Here is a 19509-nt window from a genome sequence, read left to right on the forward strand (position 1 = left end):
TATTTTTTTAATTACTACTTAGATATATTTCTTTTAACTTCTTACTCCCGTTAACAATATTATAATTGGACTTAGATATCTTTTCATGCCCTTTTAATTGTTCACGACAGTATTTTGATTTTTTTATTTCTTCAAGCTTATTATAAATATTTGAGTAACTTTCACTTAAATTGAAATAACTTATCAAATCAGTCAACTTTACTTCTTTAGTGATTGTATCAGAAACTAAGCATTCAAGATCAGACGACTGAGCTTCAATTAAAGTTAATGGTAAACCTTCAAATAAAGAAGGCATAAATAATACATCGAACGCGGAATAGTAATCTTGAACATTATCAACATTCCCTGCAAAATATACCACTTTAGTTAAATTTAAAGAGTCAACTAAATCCAATACCTCCTGAAATAATTCTCCTTCGCCTAACAGCACCAATCTTAAATCACTATTTTTTTTAAACATATAGTTAAAACATTTTATTAGGAATATATGATTTTTTGGCTTTGTAAAACTGGCTACATTACCAATTATAAAATTATCTTCCCACTTTAATTTTCTTCTTAAATAGTGCCGTTTTTGGGAATTATATTTAAATTTGTTTATATCAATTGCATTTTCTAATATATTAAAGTTATCTTCTCCATATAAAAAGCTTCCTGCTGCTTTCCCACACGCCAAAGGATAATTATAATTTCTTATGAAGAGAGGTTTTAAAAATTTATGTAAGTTTGGATATTTTGTAAAAGTACTATGCCCATGAGGTATTCGCAATCTTACTCCATGTTTTTTAGCTAATTTTAATTCTAAAGCCATAGTACGACTATTCCCGTGAATATGAATAACATCATAGCTTCCTATCTTTAAAATTTCAGATAGCTTTTTTATATACTTTACTAAATTTTTATGACGATTAGGTAAGACGTAAAAATTAGATCCGTTTTCATTAAACAAATTCTTTTGGGCATTTGTAGGTTCATTGATAAAAGCAAAATCGAAATGCATATCACTTTTATCCATCGAAATATAATTATTAAGAATTACTTGAGTTATACCGCTATTTTTAAATTTAGTTGTACAAACGATTAATACCTTCATAACTATCTCCTAAATAAAATTCTATTTATTTTTTATTTTCCTAATTGTTAATTTTATGAATCCAACGAATTTAGACGGACTATACCGAAATGAAGAACTAGCTAATCTTAACGAATAAACCCATTGTTTATTTTTAAGAGTATTAATCATTAATTTTTGTTTCCAAATATTCTCTATATCTGGATTGGCAGTAAGCTCATCTTTATACTTAATGAACATTCTTTCCCAACCCGAAATTTTTCTTTCCGAATTAGAAGTAATCCTTTCGTTAGAATGCTCACGATAATTTACTAAAATTTCATCAGAATACGAAATATTATAATTCTTAGCTATTTGTAAAAATAAATCCCAATCTTGATTAGAAGCTAAATTTTTTTCATATCCTCCTACATTTTCCAATACATTTTTGGGAATTACAACCAATGAATTCCCACCTATAAAATTTTTCTCTAATAATTTTTTATAAACATTACCATTGTGCAATTCGTTGTTTAATAATCTTTTAAAATTATCATTTTCATCAATAATATTAGCTTTACAATAAACTAACCCAATAGTGTCTTCTTCAGCATTATTGAAAATATCAATTTGTTTTTCAAGTTTATCTTTTCGCCATGTGTCATCATCATCTATAAAAGCGATATATTTGCCTTGAGCTGCTTCAATTCCAGTATTTCTTGCATAATTAGCACCTAAATTATTCTTGTGTTGGATATATTTTATACGAGAATCCTGAATTTTTTTTATAGACTCTTCAATATTATCTCTTTTTTTATATTCTTCTCCACTATCATCAATAATAATGAACTCCAAATTAGAATAAGATTGATCCAAAACACTAATTATAGACTTTTTTATTAGTTCAAATTCCCGTTTATACGTTGGCATGCATACACTGACTAATTCTTCCACTATTTCACCTCGCTAATATAAATAAGAAACTGTTTTTTTATATTTTAATAAATGCATAAGTAAATAACTACAACATAGAAATAATTAACAAGATAAAATATTTGTATAAATTATTTTAAATTTAATTAATAAAACTTTCTTTAGAGCAGTTTTTTACTTATACTGACATTTTTAGTTAACAACTTTATCTTATCCAATGAATTCATTAATTATTTCTAAAACATTTGATGGTCGATCATATTTTTTACTGATAGGATTCTCTTTCATACTGAGGTAAACTGAGCCTAATTGGTCCATATTTTGTACCGATTTAAGATAACCCATTTCATCAAGAACAGATGACACTTGAGTTTGATGGTCATCGATATGTTCACCATATTTGGCTAACCTCGGTACTGCAATAACTTGTTTTCCTTTTTTTATTGCACCGATAAGCGCTCCTGTCCCTCCATGGGAGATGATCAAATCAGCTTGATCCTGCTTGTTTGAAAACTTGTCTGAATCAATAAATCGTTCATAGTCATAATTTTGAGGAGTATAAGTTGATTGACCTATTTGAGCAAATATTGGCTCGGAAATAACGTCATCTTCAACTAATTCATCTAATTTCTTCAACAAACGGTCAAACTGATACTCTCTAGACCCTAAACTAACAAAAATCAATAGATACTTCCTCCATATACTGCGTCGGGATAAATCTCTAACAATGGTTCCCATTGTACGATAAATAAATCGGCATATTTATACATTAATTTTCCTGCTTTAGTGCCATCATAAACACGTGCAAATGTTTCGATAAAAATTATTTTTTTACCAAATAACTTTGCGATAAAGCACAATGGTAATGCCACCATAGTACCAGTGGTAATAATATAATCCGGCTTTTCTTTAAACCAAATTTTTAAAGATCCCCCAAAATTTTTTACCATTTTCCAAGGGAACCATTTGTCTTTTAATCCAGTTTGATTAAGGTAATAGTCAGCAGAACTTTTAAAACCTGTTTTTTCAGTTACCCAGAAAATATCATGCTCTTCTTCTAAGGCTTTCAATCTTTTTAATTGTTCATAATGCCCACCTGAAGAAGATACTAAACATATTTTCGCCATAATCTGCCTCACATTTCTGTTAATCTAATCGATTCTTCAAAATCCCTTATTTGATAATCAAAATCATATTGCGACATGGCATGGTCATATTTCAAATCACCAAAGACTTTGTTCAGGGTGTTAACTCGTCGTAATGGGGTAATCATGCCATTAAATAATCGCGTCGCTCTTACCCTTTTACCATGAATATGAGCAATTGTGCGTACGAGATCACTTGTTTTTACATATTCTTTATTTTGTGGGTGGAAGTAGCCCGACCGTTGACCAATAATCACTTGGTAAATACATTCCATTAAATTATCAATATGTATCATAGAACGGGCGTTGTCATAATCAGGAAAAATCGGCGTTTTTTGCGCTAAGTTAGCCAAACGTGGATAGTTTCCTTTTGACCCTTTCCCGTAAACCATTGGTGGACGCATTATCGCAATCTTAAAATGCTCATCTGCTAAGGATAGGATGCCTTCTTCAGCTTGTTTCTTGCTATCGCCGTAGAAATTATCCGGTTGGGTCGCTTGTTCATCTGTTATGGTGCTCTTCTGACTACCGAAGACAATCATCGAACTCATAAAAACAAACTGTTTTGCGCCATCTGCCTTAGCTTTTTTTGCTACGTTTATTGTTAAATCACGATTCACCTGATAATACAAGTCTTCCAAACTAGGATCAGAAGAGTTGTGGGCAATACCAGCAACATGGAAGATAGTGTCATAGTGGCCAAAATCCTCTTCCTCCCAGGCACCATCACGAGAGGAAATTTCTCTAATGTCTAGTGGATAGTCATAATTTTGACAGTGTTGAATGAATGATTGGCCAATATAAGAGTCTTCTCCGACAATTAAAACTTTCCTCATTCTTCCACATCCTTCTTCTCTGCATTCAAGGTTCCCGTTCCACCTTCGACAACCCCTTCACTCTTGATAATTGAGAGGATGGTGCCGAAGAAGCATTTGATGTCTAGTCCGAATGTCAGGTTCTGGACGTATTCGCCATCTAATCGTGCTTTGACAGGAATTTCGAGTTCATCACGACCGTTGATCTGTGCCCAACCCGTAAGGCCAGGCTTCACATCGTTGGCGCCATATTTGTCCCGTTCAGCGATTAAGTCATCCTGATTCCAGAGTGCAGGACGTGGGCCGATTACCGCCATCTCCCCTTTGACAATATTAATCAGCTGAGGCAGTTCGTCGAGTGATGTTTTGCGTATGAATTTACCTGACTTAGTAATGAAGGCTTCGGGGTCATTTAAGAGGTGGGTGGGCATATCACTAGGCGTGTCGGTACGCATGGACCGAAATTTATAGATTTGGAAGAATTCCTTGTTCTCGCCTACCCGTTTTTGACGAAAAAAAACAGGGCCTGGTGAGTCTATTTTGATCCATATTGCTAGCGCTAACAATATGGGACTCAAGACAATAAGCCCGATTCCACTTAATATAAAATCAATTAGTCGTTTAAAAAAGTTCTGATACATCTTTTAGCTCCTAATGAAATACGTTATTGATATCTCCTAAATTTTAACATAAACAGACACATAATTGGGCAAAAATTATTAAAAAGTACAAAGGGAACAAATATGTACTATTTAACGAAAAGTTTTGATTTGTCGTTAAAAAGCCAGCAAGGATGTCTTGCTGGCTTTTTTTATATTCATTTCCCAAACGTTTTCCAAAAAGTCAGGACTTACATGAGTTTACAAAATACCTTCTATATCATTTTTCTATTTTCCGGATTTTGTTTAATCGATCTAGTCCCTAAATGACTTTTGTCACGCTGTCTTTTAATATAATATTCATTATTTTTTATGAATAGGTTTGGCAGGAACACCTACTACTGTACTATTTTCAGGTACATCTTTAGTAACAACTGAACCTGCTCCGATTGTTGAACCTTTTCCTATTTTTACAGGTCCCATGATAACTGAATTAGATCCAATAAAAACATCATCTTCAATATAAGGAGCTACAACTTTTTCGCCATTTATAACCCTACGTTTATTACGATTAGCACCTAATGTAACATTTTGCATAATAGTTACATTACTCCCAATCTTACAGTCCTTATGCATCACTACCCCTAATCCACTATGGGGTAAATTTACTGTTTTATCCATATCTACAGAAGGCTTTATATCGCAAGAAAATGCTATTCGATTAACTATCCATAGAAAGTTTGGTATAACCGGTATTTCTTTCAAGTATAAATTTCTTGAAAGTAAAAATATTTGTTTTCTCGCATCCATCTAATCTAGCTCCAATTTAAATATAAATGATCAATTACTAAAAATTTTATGTTCAAATTTATCTAATCATCAAACCTGCTCCAAAATGCAGCTCCTTCGACTGTTTCCTAAAGACGTTTAGAGCTCCCCCATTTTGTCGCACTCTTATTTATTCCACTGAGATGAGGTAGTGGTAGACGGGTTGGTTACCTGGGACGATTTCGATTTCGATGTCGTCATATTTATCTTCGATGGCTTGGCCGATTTTTTGGGCGTCGTTTTCTTGGACTTGGTCGCCGTAGATTAGGGTGACGAGTTCGGCGTCGTCGTCTAGCATAGCTTCGATGGTGGCGATGGTGGCCTGGTCGAGGTCTGCATTGGCAACTTTAATGTCTTTTTCGATGATGCCCATGTAGTCACCGTCTTTGATTTGGATGCCGTCGATTGAGGTGTCACGGATGGCGTTGGTGATAGCCCCTGATTTAACGTTATCGAGTTCGGCGGTCATGTTGTCTTGGTTATCTTCTAGGCTGGCTTGGTCGTTGAATCCGAGCATGGCGGTTAGCCCTTGGTTGATGGACCGACTTGGAACAACAACAGCAGGTTGGTCAGCGACTTCGGCAGCTTGTTTGGCGGCCATGAAGATATTTGAGTTGTTTGGTAGAATAATGATATTTTCGGCGTTAGCTTGGTCGATGGCGTCTAGGATATCTTGGGTGGACGGGTTCATGGTTTGGCCACCATTGATGATTTGGGTGACACCTAGGCTCTTGAAGAGTTCGTGTACACCGTCTCCGGCTGCGACGGAGATGATGCCGTATGGGCTCTTCTTAGCGGCTTCTTTGGGTTGAACTTCAGCCCCTTTGCCAGCTAGGATGTCGTCATGTTGTAGACGCATGTTATCGACTTTGATTTTGATGAGGTCACCGAATTTTTGACCGTAGTTCATGACTTCACCTGGTGTTTCAGTGTGGACGTGAACTTTGACGACTTCATCATCAGCAACAACGAGTAGAGAATCTCCTAAGCTGTCAAGGTAGTTACGGAATTCATCGTAGTCAAATTCGTCGGTGACGGTTTTGCCTTTACCGAGGCTAACCATGATTTCGGTACAGAAACCGTATTTGATGTCTTCAGTCTCTACAGAATGAGAGGCGTTGAAGAAGTTGTCATGGTGAGCAAGTTCGGTAATATCGGCTGATTCTGGGTCAAGGGTATTTACGGGTACCGCTTGGCCAGTTAGGGATTCAAGAAAACCAGTGTAGATGAAGAGTAGGCCTTGGCCTCCTGAGTCGACAACGCCGACTTCTTTGAGGACGGGCAATTGTTCTTGTGTTTGATCGAGGGCCTCTTGGGCTTTACTTTGGACTGCTGACATGACGGCAATGACATCTTCACCAGCAGCGGCAGCGTCAAGTCCGGCTTGGGCCGATTCTCTGGCCACAGTTAGGATGGTTCCTTCTACAGGTTTCATGACTGCTTTGTAGGCCGTGTCAACGCCCGCTTGGAAGGCATTAGCCAATTCTTGGGCATTGATTGACTCTTGGCAAGCTTCTAATCCTCGACTGAATCCGCGGAAGAGTTGGGAGAGAATAACCCCTGAGTTCCCACGGGCACCCATGAGCAATCCCTTGGCTAGGGCTTGGGCTAGGGCCGTGATTGTTTCTTCCTGGGTGTTCTTCACGTGTTCCATACCGGAAGTAAAGGACAAGTTCATGTTCGTTCCAGTGTCGCCATCAGGTACAGGGAACACATTTAACGAGTTTACATATTCGGCATTCGCATTAAGACGGTTGCCTCCAACTTCGATCATGTCACGGAAGGCCGTAACTGAAATTTTTTCGTTTTCCAAAAGAAATAATCCTCCTCAATTGACGTTTTCAGGCGGGTGCCTAGTCCTCTATGACTCGAACGTCTTGAACAAATACATTCACAACATTCGCGCTTAAGCCTAATTGTTTCTCTAGCTCGTATTTCACGGAACGTTGTACGTTGCGACAGATTTCTGAGATCTTGGTGCCATAGTTGACCATAATGTAAACGTCAACCACCACTAAACCATCGTCAGTGGAGACAACCACGCCGCGACTATAATTATCAATGTTTAATATATCTTGGATTCCATCACGGAATTGATGTTTGCTGGCCATCCCAACGACCCCATAGTTTTGGGTAGTGGCAATACCAACAACACGTGCAATTGATTCATTGCTTATATCGATTTCACCAAATTTTGATTGCATAATAAATGCCATAGTAGTGATAACCTCCTCACTAGGATAAGAGCGATAGGTGAAGCTATTTTTATCAATAGTCATTCCACATTCTACCACATATTGTCTCATTATAGAATAAAAGCCTAGGAAATTAAAGCGCAATTTTCTTCTTTGGAGACGATTTAACGACATTTTTTGGGGGTAAAAGCCTAATCTAACGGGCTTTTACTGGGACAAATCGTAATAGTTCTTAAAATTATGTCTTTTTTAAATTTAAAGATTTTTTAGGGCTTGAAAATGACGATGGGTTAAGGCTTTTGATCGCTTAGAGGAGGTTTATGCCAAATATTTACCTGGCTAATGCCTTGCATAAAATCTAGATTCCATTTACAATCATAATGTAAATACCACGTGATATTGTGCGTTTATCGAAAGGTAACGCACAATATGTTGTGTATAGAGAAGGAGGCTATCACAATGCTTGTTTACATGTCAGTGGTAGGTAATACCCGTGCCTTCGTTAACAAGGTAGACCATCCTAAGCTTGAAATCACCGAAGATAACTGCCAAGAGGTCACTGTTGATGAAGACTTTATCGCCATTATTCCTACCTATGATGAAGGAACCACGGAATTAATGTGGCGTTTTATGGAGACTGGCGATAATGCGAAATTCTGTCGCGGTGTTATGGGGGGTGGCAATCGTAATTTTGCCCAACTCTTCTGTTACACAGCTAAGGATTTTGCGGAAGATTTTCAAGTGCCTCTACTCCATATGTTTGAATTCCAAGGCTCAGCCTATGACGTTGACTTATTAGAAAAGGAGATTAGTAAAATTGACAACTCAACCCACTCCAGTCGATAAACCTAATGCAATCACCTATTTTGAGCTCAATAATCGGGTCAACATCCCGGTTGATGGCAAGATCCCACTCGAGAAAGACCGGGAAGCTGTTCGGGCCTATTTCCTAGAACATGTCAATCCCAATACGGTTTTCTTCTATACCTTGCATGAGAAGATTCATTATTTAATCGACAATAATTATATCGAAGCTGATTTTATTGAACTGTACGATTTCGATTTTATCAAGAAATTATTTAAACACCTCTATGATGCTAAGTTCCGTTTTATGTCTTTCATGGGGGCCTTTAAATTTTATAACCAATATGCCCTTAAAACGCGTGACGGCAAACGGTATTTAGAACGTTATGAAGACCGGATTGCCTTTACTGCCTTGTATCTGGCCCAAGGTGACGAAGACTTGGCGCTAAATATTGCGGATGAGCATATCAACCACCGCATTCAAATGGCGACCCCTACTTTCCTTAATGCTGGTAAGAAGGCCCGTGGTGAAATGGTATCTTGTTTCCTAGTGGATGTGCAAGACAACATGGAATCCATTGGTCGGACCGTTAACTCTGCCCTTCAATTGTCAAAACGTGGCGGTGGGGTTGGTATTAACTTAACCAACTTGCGGGAAGCTGGTGCCCCAATCAAAGGGATTGAGCATGCCGGATCTGGTGTGGTCCCAGTTATGAAGTTATTCGAAGACTCTTTTTCCTATGCCAACCAATTAGGAGCGCGTCAAGGGGCTGGTGTGACTTACCTTAACGTCTTCCACCCTGATATCTATGCTTTCCTATCTACTAAGAAGGAAAACGCCGATGAAAAAGTCCGGGTTAAAACCTTGTCATTAGGGGTAATCGTACCCGATAAATATTATGAACTATTGAAGACTAATGAACCAATGTTCCTATTCAGCCCTTATGATGTAGAGCGGATTTATGGTAAACCTTTTGCCTATATCGATATCACTGAAAAATACGATGAAATGGTAAAAAACGATGACATCCGCAAATACAAAACGAATGCGCGCGAATTAGAACAAGAATTGTCTAAACTCCAACAAGAATCTGGTTATCCTTATGTGGTTAACATCGACACCGCCAACAAGGAAAACCCTGTTTACGGTCGGATCATCATGTCTAACTTGTGTTCTGAAATCCTTCAAGTTCAAAGCCCCTCCGAAATGAATGATGACTTGTCTTATGCAGAAGTTGGAACGGATGTGTCATGTAACTTAGCTTCTACCAATGTCTTAGAAATGTTGCGGTCTGATGACTTTGCCAAATCAGTGGAAACGGCCGTTCGTGCCCTCACCCAAGTGTCTGATATGACCAACATTGCAGCTGTCCCAACTGTCCAAAAAGGGAACGCCCGCTACAATTCGATTGGCCTAGGCGCCATGGGCTTGCATACAGCCTTTGCGGTCAACCAGATCCACTATGGCTCTGAGGAGTCCTTGGAATTAACTGATGCCTACTTCCGAACCTTGCGCTTCTATGCCTTAAAAGCTTCAAATAAAATTGCTAAGGAACGCGGCGAAAGCTTCTATGAGTTCGACAAGTCCGCTTATGCTGATGGGTCTTGGCTCAAGAGTCACTACATTGACCAAGACGAGTTTACCTTTAAATCTGACAAGGTGGCGGAAATCTTTGCTGACATTCCTGTTCCTAGCCGAGAAGACTGGCAAGCCCTCAACGAAGCAATCCAAGCTGACGGTCTCTACCATTCTTACTTACTCGCGGTAGCACCAACTGGATCCATTTCTTATATCAATGAGACATCAAGTTCCCTCCACCCTATTGTGTGGCGTGTGGAACACCGCCAAGAAGGTAGCGTAGGTGCGGTTTACTACCCAACCCCTTACCTATCCAATGACACGATGCCTTATTTCGAATCTGCCTACGATATTGACCAACGCAAAATCATCGACGTCTATGCCGCAGCCCAAAAACACGTCGACCAAGGTATGTCACTCACCCTATTCATGCGGTCCGAAATCCCTGAAGGCCTCTATGAGTGGAAAGCCGGCAAGACCAACAAAATGACCACCCGGGACCTCAACAAGCTCCGGAACTACGCCTACTCACAAGGCATCAAATCTCTCTACTACATCCGGACCTACACTGACGACGGTGACATTATCGGTGCTAACATGTGTGAAAGCTGTGTCGTATAGTTAGAAATAAGCAATAAGCTCATTGCCCCTCCATCTCTTTGTCGTTTCAAAAGAGTTTGGAGCTGCAATGAAAAACTCCACCTTGCGAGGAGTTTTTTCTTATCATTTCCTTCTATTTGTAGCAGGTTAAATTGGGTTAGCTGGTTAAAACTTTGTCGGAGGCGGTTTGTTGGCAATACGATTGTAGTAAGACCTGGGCTGGCAGTCAAGTTTTGTCGTGATGTTAACTCCGCCTATCTAAGGAAAATAAACAGGGACTAGTTAGTTTAAACTTTAATCTCGGTGACTTTGCAATCTGATTACCACCAGGCTTTGCTTAATAGTCAAATATTGCTATGATGTAAACTCCGCCTCGCGCGGAGTTTTTTCATTGGGAGGGAGTGGTTTCAACTTCCTGCTGGTAAGAAATCTGATAGTCGGTTTAAGGATAACTATTGGGGGAGTAGGAACTTCGCTAAGGCGAAGTTTTTCATTTTTGAAGGTAATAGTTATGATAACAATAATTCTTCCCATTACTTTTAGCAATATGATAGGATTTTAGACTGCGCGTAATCACTGAATCCGCAAATTGCTGTGCTGCTAAGTTCAAAATATTGCAGCGATTAATTGGTCGCTTGTCGTTGTACGACAACAAAGACAGCTGTTTATAGACATTAAAGACCATATCCGCCTTAGAAATTTTCTCCTTACATTCTAAACAATACATGTATTTCTTCTTGACTTGGAGCTGGTACGATTGGCAGTTGGGGCATCGACAACCCTTGCGTATTTTAGTCCAAGTATTTTCATCAATAGTCAATCCTTCCTCTTTGAAATTAATTTGATGACGACGAATAGCTTCCAAGTCCTGCTTAGAGTAATTATTGAAGTTATACTTTTCAGTTACGGTTTGCAAATGCCGTTTAATTTGGTTTCTGGTAATAATCGTAAATTGCTCATCACTATCCCACTTAACTTCACTGTTAGGATGAATAAACACCATACTAGCAATTACTTTTGTTGTAGGATCAACAGAATGCGCCATGTTTTCAATGATTCGTTGGCGATTACGCATGGCAGCAAACTGATCACTCCGCAATGCTTCCCCTCTCAATAAGGATTGATTATTTTTATATTCCATCACGCCATTATAATTTTTCACCTCAACTAGCCACCAGACTCTATCCCCTAACAGTAAAAAATCACACTGAGTTTTACCTGAAAACTCAAAAGTAATATCATGAATGATTTGACACTGTTTTGGTAAATATTGCTGCAAAAATTGCCCCATTTCTTGCTCCCCCTCTGCCCCTAGCTTTCGCCAATAATAATCTCGATACAATTTAGAATCCTTTGTGATTAAATCCCGCAAATACATCTCTTCTAATAGCTGGTAACGTGTAAACTTGCTCATTAGCCCTCTCCTTTTATAGAATACTTTTACTTTTACTTTTCATTTACCTTGCACGTCTTATCATCACAGATATAACGCGTATATCTCTTTTGCTCTTCTTATTTCTTCAGATATGACGTGTATACCTCTTTTGCTCTTCTTATCACCCCAGATATGACGTGCATACCACTCTTGCTCTTCTTATCACTACAGATATGACGTGCATACCACTCTTGCTCTTCTTAAAATTCTCCTCTATATATAGATACGTAAAAAAACACCAACTTTGCTAAGAAAGTTGGTGTTTTTCACAATTTATTTAAAAGTAAAACTAGAAGTCGTAGTCGTCATCGTCCATGGCTTCGGCTTCACCCATAAGATAGCCGGATCCGACTTGGGAGAAGAAGTCATGGTTAGTGGTGTCGGTAGATAAACCGTTCATAACGATTGGGTTAACGTTTTCGGCGGTCCCTTCGTCGTAATAGGCTGGGAAGCCAAGGTTTTGTAAGGCTTTATTGGCGTTGTAGCGAATAAAGACTTTGACTTCTTCAGTCCAACCGACTTGGTCGTAAACTTCTTCGGCATACTTGTCTTCGTTTTCCATAAGTTTGTGTAAGAGGTCGTACATCCACAAGTTAAGTTCGTATTGCTCGTCTTCGGACAGTTCGCGGTAGGCGAGTTGGAACTTGTAACCAATGTAAGTTCCGTGAACGGATTCATCACGGATAATCAACTTGATGATTTCCGCAACGTTTACTAGGCGGTCATTGCCTAGATACCATAGTGGGGTGAAGAAACCACTGTAAAAGAGATAAGTTTCTAGGAACACTGAGGCAATTTTGATCTGCAAGGGATTGCCATTTTGATAGATATCGTTAATGACACGCGCTTTGAATTGCAAACGTTCGTTAGTGTCTCCCCACTCGAAGATTTCATCGATTTCTTTGCTTTCATTGAGCGAAATGAAAATTGTGGAGTAGGATTTGGCGTGAACACTTTCCATAAAGAGGATATTGTTCAAGACTGCTTCTTCGTGCTGGGTCCGAACGTGGTCACGCATCACGTTAGCCCCTTCTTCAGATTGTAGAGTATCCAACATGGTTAAGCCGACAAAAGCCTTGTTAACCACGTCGCGTTCTTCTGGACTTAACTGCCGCCAGTCCTTCAAGTCGTTGGATACTGGAATCCGGGTGTCTAGCCAAAATTGGCTGGTCAGTTTTTCCCAAGTTTGTTTGTCGATGGCATCTTCCACTCGGTTCCAATCCACCGCCTTGTAATAGCCGACTTCTTTGTCAGTTGCTTCGCCGTGTAAAATTTGATTGAAATAATCTTTCTCAGTCATAGTAACCTCCTTCTAATCTTCACTCTCTATTCTAACATACTTCTAACAAAGGGTTTGTCTTTCTCAATTTCCTATCAACTAATACACAAGCAAAAAGGCGAAAGCTTGCCAAAATAACTGACCATTTCACAAAGAAATTTTTCATTATGAATTCCATTCTTCGACAAAATTATTGCAGGGTAAAACTTCTCCTTGTGTGTAGAAATGCTCTGTTGAACCTAACCTTTTTCAGGAAATTTTCCTGGGTAAATTAATTTCTGTTAACAAAAACATTCAACCGTTATTCGTTGTCGACTGTTGCGAAGTCTTCGCTAGTGTCTTGGTAGTTACTATATTCCACGGAGTCGAAGGTTTTCTGGATAAAAGCTTGTAAGGATTCAGGAGTGAGGACTTCGTCGCTGTCACAAGCAATAAAGTAAAGGTTCATGGGTTCCTTAATCACCACATGGTCCCTGACTGAGCCGTCACCTTGCTGCAAACTTAACTGCCAGCAGTCCAGATCACGATAATGCATAAAATAAGCATAATTTTTGCCCTGAATATAGCCAGAGCCTTGCATCCATTCTTCAACATCAAAGGAATAAGTGATTTGTTTAATGTATTTGATTCGCATGCCTTCTCCTCACTTTCTAAGCTTTACCCTCAATATACCATATTCAAACACTGAGAAATGTGAAATTTATGTAAAGCTTCCCAAGCTGATTAATGGACTTTCTCTCACTGCCCGAGCCTTTTTAGATATAAAAAAAGGAATAAGCAATAGGGGATCCCTAGTGATTATTCCTTAACATGCGATTATAAGTATGCTGGGTTTAGACGCGTTGTACCTTACCAGACTTAAGAGCCCGAGCTGAAACCCAAACACGTTTTGGTTTACCGTCAACCATGATACGCACTTTTTGTAAGTTAGCGCCGAAAGTACGTTTTGTTGCTTTCACTGAGTGTGAACGGTTGTTACCACTTTTTGCTTTACGTCCTGTGAAGTAGCATTGTTTAGCCATGTGTTTAACCTCCTCTTTAAAATTCATATACTAAATTAGTTTATCAGAACTTGCGCCTTGAGACAAGCTTTTTTTAATCTTTTGCTTGAATTACGGCTAGAATCCCCTCTTTGAATGAACCTGACATCTGTTCTTGGTCAGGAAGAAATTCGTTGGAAATTAAGGCTAGAGGATAATCCATATTCATACCATCTAGGGTGTAGACCACATGTTTCAATTTCAACTTCCGCACCGGTGTCATCGCCACGAAAGAAAGATACTTCATTCCTGCCAGCTGGTCGACAGTAAATTTACCTGGTCGCAGGAATGTCACTTGATTTTTGGGATTGACCAAGTGGATACGATCAAGGATATCTTGGTATTGCGGTTTGTAAGCAATCCACAAATTGGAAAGGGAGTGGTCTACCCGACCTCCCAAGGCCCCAAAAATATGGATATCTGCTTCAATCCCTTGGTCCAAGATATGATTTAGGGCCGCCTCCATATCCGTTTCGTCCTTCATCGGATTAAGCCGTGTCACTTGGTTGGTAGCTTGGACAATCTTGGCGTACACAGCAGCTGACACGGAGTCAAAATCACCAATCGCAAAGGTCATAGGAATGCCCATTTCCAAGAAGCGCTCTGCTCCTAAATCGACCCCCACGTAGGCAACATTGGCATCACTGGCCACATGGTGTTGGACATAGTCACGGAAGAAATCCGGGTCAAAGGGACCTGACCCAATCATAAATAATTGCATAAGTCCTCCTAACGCGCTTGGCGACGCATGGCTTGCATGGCTTGTTGCATATTATCCGCACCATAGAGATAGGAACCGGCCACAAAGACATCCACTCCTTGGTCAAGACATGCTTTGGTCGTTTCCTGCTTGATGCCACCATCGACTTCAATTTTAAACGCTAAATTATGGCTTTGGCGCCACTGATCTAGTTCAGCCATTTTATCTAGAGTGGATTCAATAAAACTTTGGCCGCCAAAACCAGGGTTAACGGTCATAACAAGGACCAGGTCAACATCAGCTAATAGCGGGCTAATTGCTGAAACAGGGGTGCCCGGATTGATGGCAAGACCCGCTTGCATTCCAGCAGCTTTAATGGATTGAATCAGACCATGGCTATGTTGGCTTGCCTCGGCATGGAAGGTCATGATATCTGCTCCTGCTTGGGCTAAGCTATTTACATAGTCTTCAGGATTAGCTACCATGAGATGGCAGTCTAGGCACAGTTTCGTATGAGGACGGATCGCATCCACCACATTGGCGCCAAAGGTAAGATTGGGTACAAAATGACCATCCATAATATCCACATGCAGCCAGTCTGCCCCGGCTGACTCGGCCTTATGGACCTCTGCTTTCAAGTTAGCCATGTCTGCTGATAGGATTGATGGGGCAATAATCATAGTTTCCCTACTTTCTCTTGTTATATTGAGGTTTAGCACTAGCGATTTCTTGATACATTTGCACATAGGAGTCATAACGTTGCTGGCTGATCTGACCTGCTGCTAAGGCAGCTTTCACCGCACATTTAGGTTCGTGCTGGTGGGTGCATTCTCTAAATTTGCATTGACCTTTAAGGGCAAAAAATTCAGGCAGATAATTATCCAAATCTTCCTTGGGAATGTAATCAATCGAAATATTGGAAAAGCCTGGGGTATCTGCAAATTTACCTCCGAATACATCATGGAGTTCAGAATGTCGGGTGGTATGACGTCCCCGACCTAAACGCTTAGATATCTCAGCGGTTGCAATATCGCCAACAGGTAAAATTTCATTGAGAAAGGTGGACTTGCCCACACCCGACTGCCCTACTGCCACCACAACCTTGTCTTGAACTAGATCTTTGAGGGTTTGGCTTTGGCTCAGATCTTGCTCACTGGTAAAGACAGCATAACCAATCTCTTGGTAAAGGGCAATCAACTGATCGACGTCTTGAACTTGATTTTCAGTAAGCAAATCCAATTTGGACAAATAGAGAACGGGTTGGATGCCCAAGCTTTCAATGTAAACCAGGTAACGGTCAATAAGCTTAGGCGAAATGGTAGGATCAGTCACTGAGGCCACCAAAAAGGCTAAATCGACATTAGCCACAGGTGGTCGAATCATGGCGTTCTTGCGCTCAGCAATAGCTGTCACCAAGCCTTCTTGGTCATTGTCTGCGACAAATTCTACCCAGTCCCCAACCAAAGGCGACTGATCTTTTTGCCGGAAGTTCCCCCGCCCTCGGGTTTGATAGATCTGGCCAGTTTGATTTTCTTCTATATAATAGAAACCTGATAAGGCCTTGATAATCTGGCCTCGGTAGTGTTTTTGCTTGTCATTTTGCTTTTGTCCGTTGTTTTCAAGCATTATTCACTCACCTGGGTTTCTTGGATGACTTCGCCATCACGAACAATCTTATAGCGAGCGGAGTCGCCTTTACGCACCGTGAAATTCAAGGTGTACTTGCGGTCTTTAGAAATAGTAAAGGTGTCCACTGGTGTCGAATAGTCGTTGACCTCGTCTTGGATATAGACTTCGATTTCATTAGGCGTTTGCCGTGACCGTGACGATTCTCGTGAGGAAGAGGAGTCTTCATCACTGTTCTCATCCCCATCTCCCTCATCACTGGATGACGATGAGGCTTCCGATTTATTTTCCTCATAAGGAATGGTGATTTCCTTATCAAAACTTGTCGTCGCTGGTCCGGTTGACATCACCACTGATAGGCTATCGCCCATAACAAAGCTATCCCCCGGAGCAATGCTTTGGCTAATAGCAGTGCCAGCAGGTGCGGAATCAGAGGATTCTTCGCTAAAGCTGACTTGAACGCCATAAGAGTCAGCCCATTGTTGGACCCCTGACCGGTTCATCCCTCGTAAGTCAGGCATAGTAAACTGTTGGACGCCTTCGCTCACTGTCAAAGTAATAGTCGTATCCTTAGCCACCACTTCTTCACCGGCAGCAATGTCCTGGCTAATAATATGACCAGCAGCAATGTTATCCGAGTAATCTCTGCTTTGTTCCACGGTAAAACCTGCATCCCGTAAGCTTTTCTCTACATCAGCATAGGCCTGATTGGTATAGTCTTCCACCTTGAAGAGTTCAGGTCCCTTGGATACTTCTAAATCAATTTTAGATTCTTTGCGAACAGAGTGGTTGGCTTCCGGATTAGTTCCCACCACGAAACCAGCACCCACGTCTTCAGAGAAGACCTCTTCCACTTCACCTAGGGTCAAATCTTCTTCTTGGAGGACACGTTCTGCTTCTTTGACTGTCATGCCAGCCAAATCAGGCACGTCAATTTGTTGGCCACGTCCGAAAACAACAGCTGAAACAATGGCCAACAATAAAAATATTGGCAATAAAATCATCAATAAACGTTTCCGGCGTTGTTTCTTTTGAGCGGCAGTTGGCCCTACCTTAACGCCCTTGTGACTGGCTTGTTCAACCTTATCTTCAGGACTTTGGTCATTGTCAGCAGCCGCCACAACTGGGATTGGAGTGGTTTGAGTGGCCACTGAATCGGCATCCTCTAGATTGTCACTAAGGTCATCATCCTTACCTGCTGCCATTGCCTGGTGTTCGTCAGTGTAACGCATCTTCTGTTCAATTTGGTCTTTGGCGACAACAATGGTATCAGATTGGGCCCCCATTGGAACAAAGTCTGGTTCACTTTGCCGGTCTTCAGCAAAAATCGTCGCCAAGTCATCGTACATTTCTTGACAGGATTCATAACGGTCGCTGGCTTCCTTGGCGGTCGCTCTTTTGACGACGTTCATTAAGGGTTGGTTGACATCTTCTCGGTATTGTTCCATATCGGGTAAAGGATCTTGGAAATGCTTCAGAGCAATAGATACCGCTGATTCCGCATCGAATGGTACCCGGCCAGTAATCATTTCAAAGAGCACAATCCCTAGCGAATAAATATCTGATTGACTGGTTGCTAAACTCCCCCGAGCTTGTTCAGGAGATAGATAATGGACACTTCCAATAATCGTATTGGTTTGGGTGATGGAGGTTTCAGTCGATACCACTGCAATCCCAAAATCCATGATAATTACTGTGCCATCATCCTTGATCATAATATTCTGCGGTTTCAAGTCCCGGTGAATAATATTTAATTCATGGGCCGACTGCATACCGGAGACGATTTGCAGCATGATGTTTTGGATTTTATGAAGGGGAATAGGATGATTTTCGCGGATGTATTCCTTTAAATCGACCCCATCCACATATTCCATCACGATAAATTTGCCGTGAGTATCTTCTCCAATATCATAAACTGCTACAATATTGGGATCATTCAACTCAGAAATCGATAGGGCTTCACGTTCGAAACGACGTACGGCATCCGATTGGTTGTTGTCTCCTAAGCGTAAAAACTTAATGGCCACATCCCGTTCCAAAATTGGGTCATAAGCCAGATAAACATTGGCCATCCCACCAGAACCAATTAAACGGATAATTTCATAACGCTCGTCTATAATTTGTCCTGATTTCACGGCATGTCACCTCCCTCGATTCGAGCTAAGATCACAGAAATATTGTCCTTGCCTCCAGAGGCATTAGCCGATTCCACCAAGGCTTGCGCCGCTTGATCGATTGAAGTATCTTGACTTAAAATTTCAATCACTTGAGCTTGAGTCAGCATATCAGACAAGCCATCTGAGCAAAGCAGTAAAATATCATCCGCCGCTAAGTCGATTACTTGAACATCAACAGTCAAATCTGCTTCGGTCCCAATGGCTCGAGTAACGATATTTCTCTGAGGATGGGTAGCTGCTTCTTCTTCCGAAATCACGGCATTATCCACTAATTCTTGGACAAAGGAATGGTCCTTGGTGACTTGGTTAATTGTATCCTGGTTAAAACGGTAGACCCGAGAATCCCCCACATGGGCAATAATGGCTTGTCCTTGATAAATAGTCAGGGCTATTAGGGTCGTCCCCATGCCTTCTAAGCCCATAAATTGTTGAGCCTTCTCACGGACACGGTTGTTGGCTTCTTTGATAGCAGTATCGAGCCAAGTTTTGATTTGGTCTTGGCTTTGGATACTTCCCTCTTCTTCCCATTGGTGGCCCACTTGAAAAAGAGCCATTTCTGAAGCCACATCGCCTGCATTATGGCCACCCATGCCATCGCAAAGGAGTAGCAATTTTTGGCCAGTTTGGTTGGCGAAGATTCCCACTTGATCTTGGTTACTTTGTCGTTTCAAACCGACATCGGTTATTTGTGCCAATTCCATCT

The 19509-nt window shown here is 40.5% G+C and carries 20 protein-coding genes; 2 read left to right on the top strand and 18 right to left on the bottom strand.

Going from position 1 to position 19509, the window contains the following annotated elements:
* Positions 1-7 precede the first annotated feature (7 nt).
* The 9 genes from OW157_RS02650 to OW157_RS02690 form a co-directional block, all read right to left on the bottom strand.
* A complete protein-coding gene (locus tag OW157_RS02650) occupies positions 8-1093 on the bottom strand; it encodes a glycosyltransferase (protein ID WP_268751784.1) in 1086 nt (361 codons plus the stop codon).
* A 21-nt stretch (positions 1094-1114) separates the two neighbouring features.
* Entirely contained in the window at positions 1115-2005 is an 891-nt protein-coding gene (locus OW157_RS02655) for a glycosyltransferase family 2 protein (protein ID WP_268751785.1), read from the bottom strand.
* Between the two features lie 189 nt (positions 2006-2194).
* Positions 2195-2668 (bottom strand): PssE/Cps14G family polysaccharide biosynthesis glycosyltransferase, encoded by a 474-nt coding sequence (gene pssE, locus OW157_RS02660; protein ID WP_268751786.1) that lies wholly within the window; start codon positions 2666-2668, stop codon positions 2195-2197.
* Positions 2665-3111: a PssD/Cps14F family polysaccharide biosynthesis glycosyltransferase gene (gene pssD, locus OW157_RS02665; protein ID WP_268751787.1), complete on the bottom strand. Its 447-nt coding sequence runs from the start codon at positions 3109-3111 to the stop codon at positions 2665-2667. The genes pssE and pssD overlap by 4 nt, the downstream gene beginning before the upstream one ends.
* Before the next feature lie 8 nt (positions 3112-3119).
* Positions 3120-3965 (bottom strand): NAD-dependent epimerase/dehydratase family protein, encoded by an 846-nt coding sequence (locus OW157_RS02670; protein WP_268751788.1) that lies wholly within the window; start codon positions 3963-3965, stop codon positions 3120-3122.
* Positions 3962-4585 carry a sugar transferase gene (locus OW157_RS02675; protein ID WP_268751789.1) on the bottom strand — a complete coding sequence of 208 codons (624 nt, stop codon included), beginning with the start codon at positions 4583-4585 and terminating at the stop codon, positions 3962-3964. The genes OW157_RS02670 and OW157_RS02675 overlap by 4 nt, the downstream gene beginning before the upstream one ends.
* 321 nt (positions 4586-4906) lie before the next feature.
* On the bottom strand, positions 4907-5353 hold the full coding sequence (locus OW157_RS02680) for a serine O-acetyltransferase (protein WP_268751790.1): 447 nt from the start codon (positions 5351-5353) through the stop codon (positions 4907-4909).
* Between the two features lie 148 nt (positions 5354-5501).
* Positions 5502-7145, bottom strand: a complete 1644-nt coding sequence (locus OW157_RS02685) for a DAK2 domain-containing protein (protein WP_417882748.1) — start codon at positions 7143-7145, stop codon at positions 5502-5504.
* 79 nt (positions 7146-7224) lie between these two features.
* A complete protein-coding gene (locus OW157_RS02690) occupies positions 7225-7587 on the bottom strand; it encodes an Asp23/Gls24 family envelope stress response protein (RefSeq protein ID WP_268751792.1) in 363 nt (120 codons plus the stop codon).
* Between the two features lie 438 nt (positions 7588-8025).
* Here OW157_RS02690 and nrdI point away from each other — a divergent pair, with 438 nt between their 5' ends.
* Together nrdI and nrdE are read left to right on the top strand one after the other, a co-directional pair.
* Entirely contained in the window at positions 8026-8412 is a 387-nt protein-coding gene (gene nrdI, locus OW157_RS02695; protein WP_268751793.1) for a class Ib ribonucleoside-diphosphate reductase assembly flavoprotein NrdI, read from the top strand.
* Positions 8384-10570 (top strand): class 1b ribonucleoside-diphosphate reductase subunit alpha, encoded by a 2187-nt coding sequence (gene nrdE, locus OW157_RS02700; RefSeq protein WP_268751794.1) that lies wholly within the window; start codon positions 8384-8386, stop codon positions 10568-10570. The genes nrdI and nrdE overlap by 29 nt, the downstream gene beginning before the upstream one ends.
* Before the next feature lie 469 nt (positions 10571-11039).
* Here nrdE and OW157_RS02705 read toward each other — a convergent pair whose 3' ends face one another.
* From OW157_RS02705 to OW157_RS02745, 9 genes are all read right to left on the bottom strand, one after another.
* A complete protein-coding gene (locus tag OW157_RS02705) occupies positions 11040-11963 on the bottom strand; it encodes a nuclease-related domain-containing protein (RefSeq protein WP_268752771.1) in 924 nt (307 codons plus the stop codon).
* A gap of 310 nt (positions 11964-12273) precedes the next feature.
* Positions 12274-13284, bottom strand: a complete 1011-nt coding sequence (gene nrdF / locus OW157_RS02710) for a class 1b ribonucleoside-diphosphate reductase subunit beta (protein WP_268751796.1) — start codon at positions 13282-13284, stop codon at positions 12274-12276.
* Positions 13285-13564: 280 nt separating this feature from the next.
* The gene (locus OW157_RS02715) at positions 13565-13897 is read right to left on the bottom strand and encodes a hypothetical protein (protein WP_268751797.1); all 333 of its coding nucleotides are present in this window, start codon (positions 13895-13897) and stop codon (positions 13565-13567) included.
* A gap of 199 nt (positions 13898-14096) precedes the next feature.
* On the bottom strand, positions 14097-14285 hold the full coding sequence (rpmB, locus tag OW157_RS02720; protein ID WP_268751798.1) for a 50S ribosomal protein L28: 189 nt from the start codon (positions 14283-14285) through the stop codon (positions 14097-14099).
* Positions 14286-14358: 73 nt separating this feature from the next.
* On the bottom strand, positions 14359-15024 hold the full coding sequence (locus tag OW157_RS02725; protein WP_268751799.1) for a thiamine diphosphokinase: 666 nt from the start codon (positions 15022-15024) through the stop codon (positions 14359-14361).
* Between the two features lie 8 nt (positions 15025-15032).
* The gene (rpe, locus tag OW157_RS02730; protein WP_268751800.1) at positions 15033-15683 is read right to left on the bottom strand and encodes a ribulose-phosphate 3-epimerase; all 651 of its coding nucleotides are present in this window, start codon (positions 15681-15683) and stop codon (positions 15033-15035) included.
* A 7-nt stretch (positions 15684-15690) separates the two neighbouring features.
* Positions 15691-16629, bottom strand: a complete 939-nt coding sequence (gene rsgA, locus OW157_RS02735; RefSeq protein WP_268751801.1) for a ribosome small subunit-dependent GTPase A — start codon at positions 16627-16629, stop codon at positions 15691-15693.
* Positions 16629-18764 (bottom strand): Stk1 family PASTA domain-containing Ser/Thr kinase, encoded by a 2136-nt coding sequence (gene pknB / locus OW157_RS02740; protein WP_268751802.1) that lies wholly within the window; start codon positions 18762-18764, stop codon positions 16629-16631. Before pknB ends, rsgA begins: the two co-directional genes overlap by 1 nt.
* Positions 18761-19507, bottom strand: coding sequence for a Stp1/IreP family PP2C-type Ser/Thr phosphatase (locus tag OW157_RS02745; RefSeq protein WP_268751803.1), 747 nt, complete (start codon positions 19505-19507; stop codon positions 18761-18763). The genes pknB and OW157_RS02745 overlap by 4 nt, the downstream gene beginning before the upstream one ends.
* Positions 19508-19509: the final 2 nt, after the last annotated feature.

Origin of the sequence: Aerococcus kribbianus (assembly GCF_026805545.1) — a bacterium.
GTDB lineage: Bacteria > Bacillota > Bacilli > Lactobacillales > Aerococcaceae > Aerococcus > Aerococcus kribbianus.

Coding starts and splice junctions, on each gene's coding strand:
- OW157_RS02650 (WP_268751784.1), bottom strand. CDS start 1,093: ATGAAGGTATTAATCGTTTGTACAACTAAATTTAAAAATAGCGGTATA.
- pssD (WP_268751787.1), bottom strand. CDS start 3,111: ATGGCGAAAATATGTTTAGTATCTTCTTCAGGTGGGCATTATGAACAA.
- OW157_RS02670 (WP_268751788.1), bottom strand. CDS start 3,965: ATGAGGAAAGTTTTAATTGTCGGAGAAGACTCTTATATTGGCCAATCA.
- OW157_RS02675 (WP_268751789.1), bottom strand. CDS start 4,585: ATGTATCAGAACTTTTTTAAACGACTAATTGATTTTATATTAAGTGGA.
- OW157_RS02680 (WP_268751790.1), bottom strand. CDS start 5,353: ATGGATGCGAGAAAACAAATATTTTTACTTTCAAGAAATTTATACTTG.
- OW157_RS02685 (WP_417882748.1), bottom strand. CDS start 7,145: ATGATCGAAGTTGGAGGCAACCGTCTTAATGCGAATGCCGAATATGTA.
- OW157_RS02690 (WP_268751792.1), bottom strand. CDS start 7,587: ATGGCATTTATTATGCAATCAAAATTTGGTGAAATCGATATAAGCAAT.
- nrdI (WP_268751793.1), top strand. CDS start 8,026: ATGCTTGTTTACATGTCAGTGGTAGGTAATACCCGTGCCTTCGTTAAC.
- OW157_RS02705 (WP_268752771.1), bottom strand. CDS start 11,963: ATGAGCAAGTTTACACGTTACCAGCTATTAGAAGAGATGTATTTGCGG.
- nrdF (WP_268751796.1), bottom strand. CDS start 13,284: ATGACTGAGAAAGATTATTTCAATCAAATTTTACACGGCGAAGCAACT.
- OW157_RS02715 (WP_268751797.1), bottom strand. CDS start 13,897: ATGCGAATCAAATACATTAAACAAATCACTTATTCCTTTGATGTTGAA.
- rpmB (WP_268751798.1), bottom strand. CDS start 14,285: ATGGCTAAACAATGCTACTTCACAGGACGTAAAGCAAAAAGTGGTAAC.
- OW157_RS02725 (WP_268751799.1), bottom strand. CDS start 15,024: ATGCAATTATTTATGATTGGGTCAGGTCCCTTTGACCCGGATTTCTTC.
- rpe (WP_268751800.1), bottom strand. CDS start 15,683: ATGATTATTGCCCCATCAATCCTATCAGCAGACATGGCTAACTTGAAA.
- rsgA (WP_268751801.1), bottom strand. CDS start 16,629: ATGCTTGAAAACAACGGACAAAAGCAAAATGACAAGCAAAAACACTAC.
- OW157_RS02745 (WP_268751803.1), bottom strand. CDS start 19,507: ATGGAATTGGCACAAATAACCGATGTCGGTTTGAAACGACAAAGTAAC.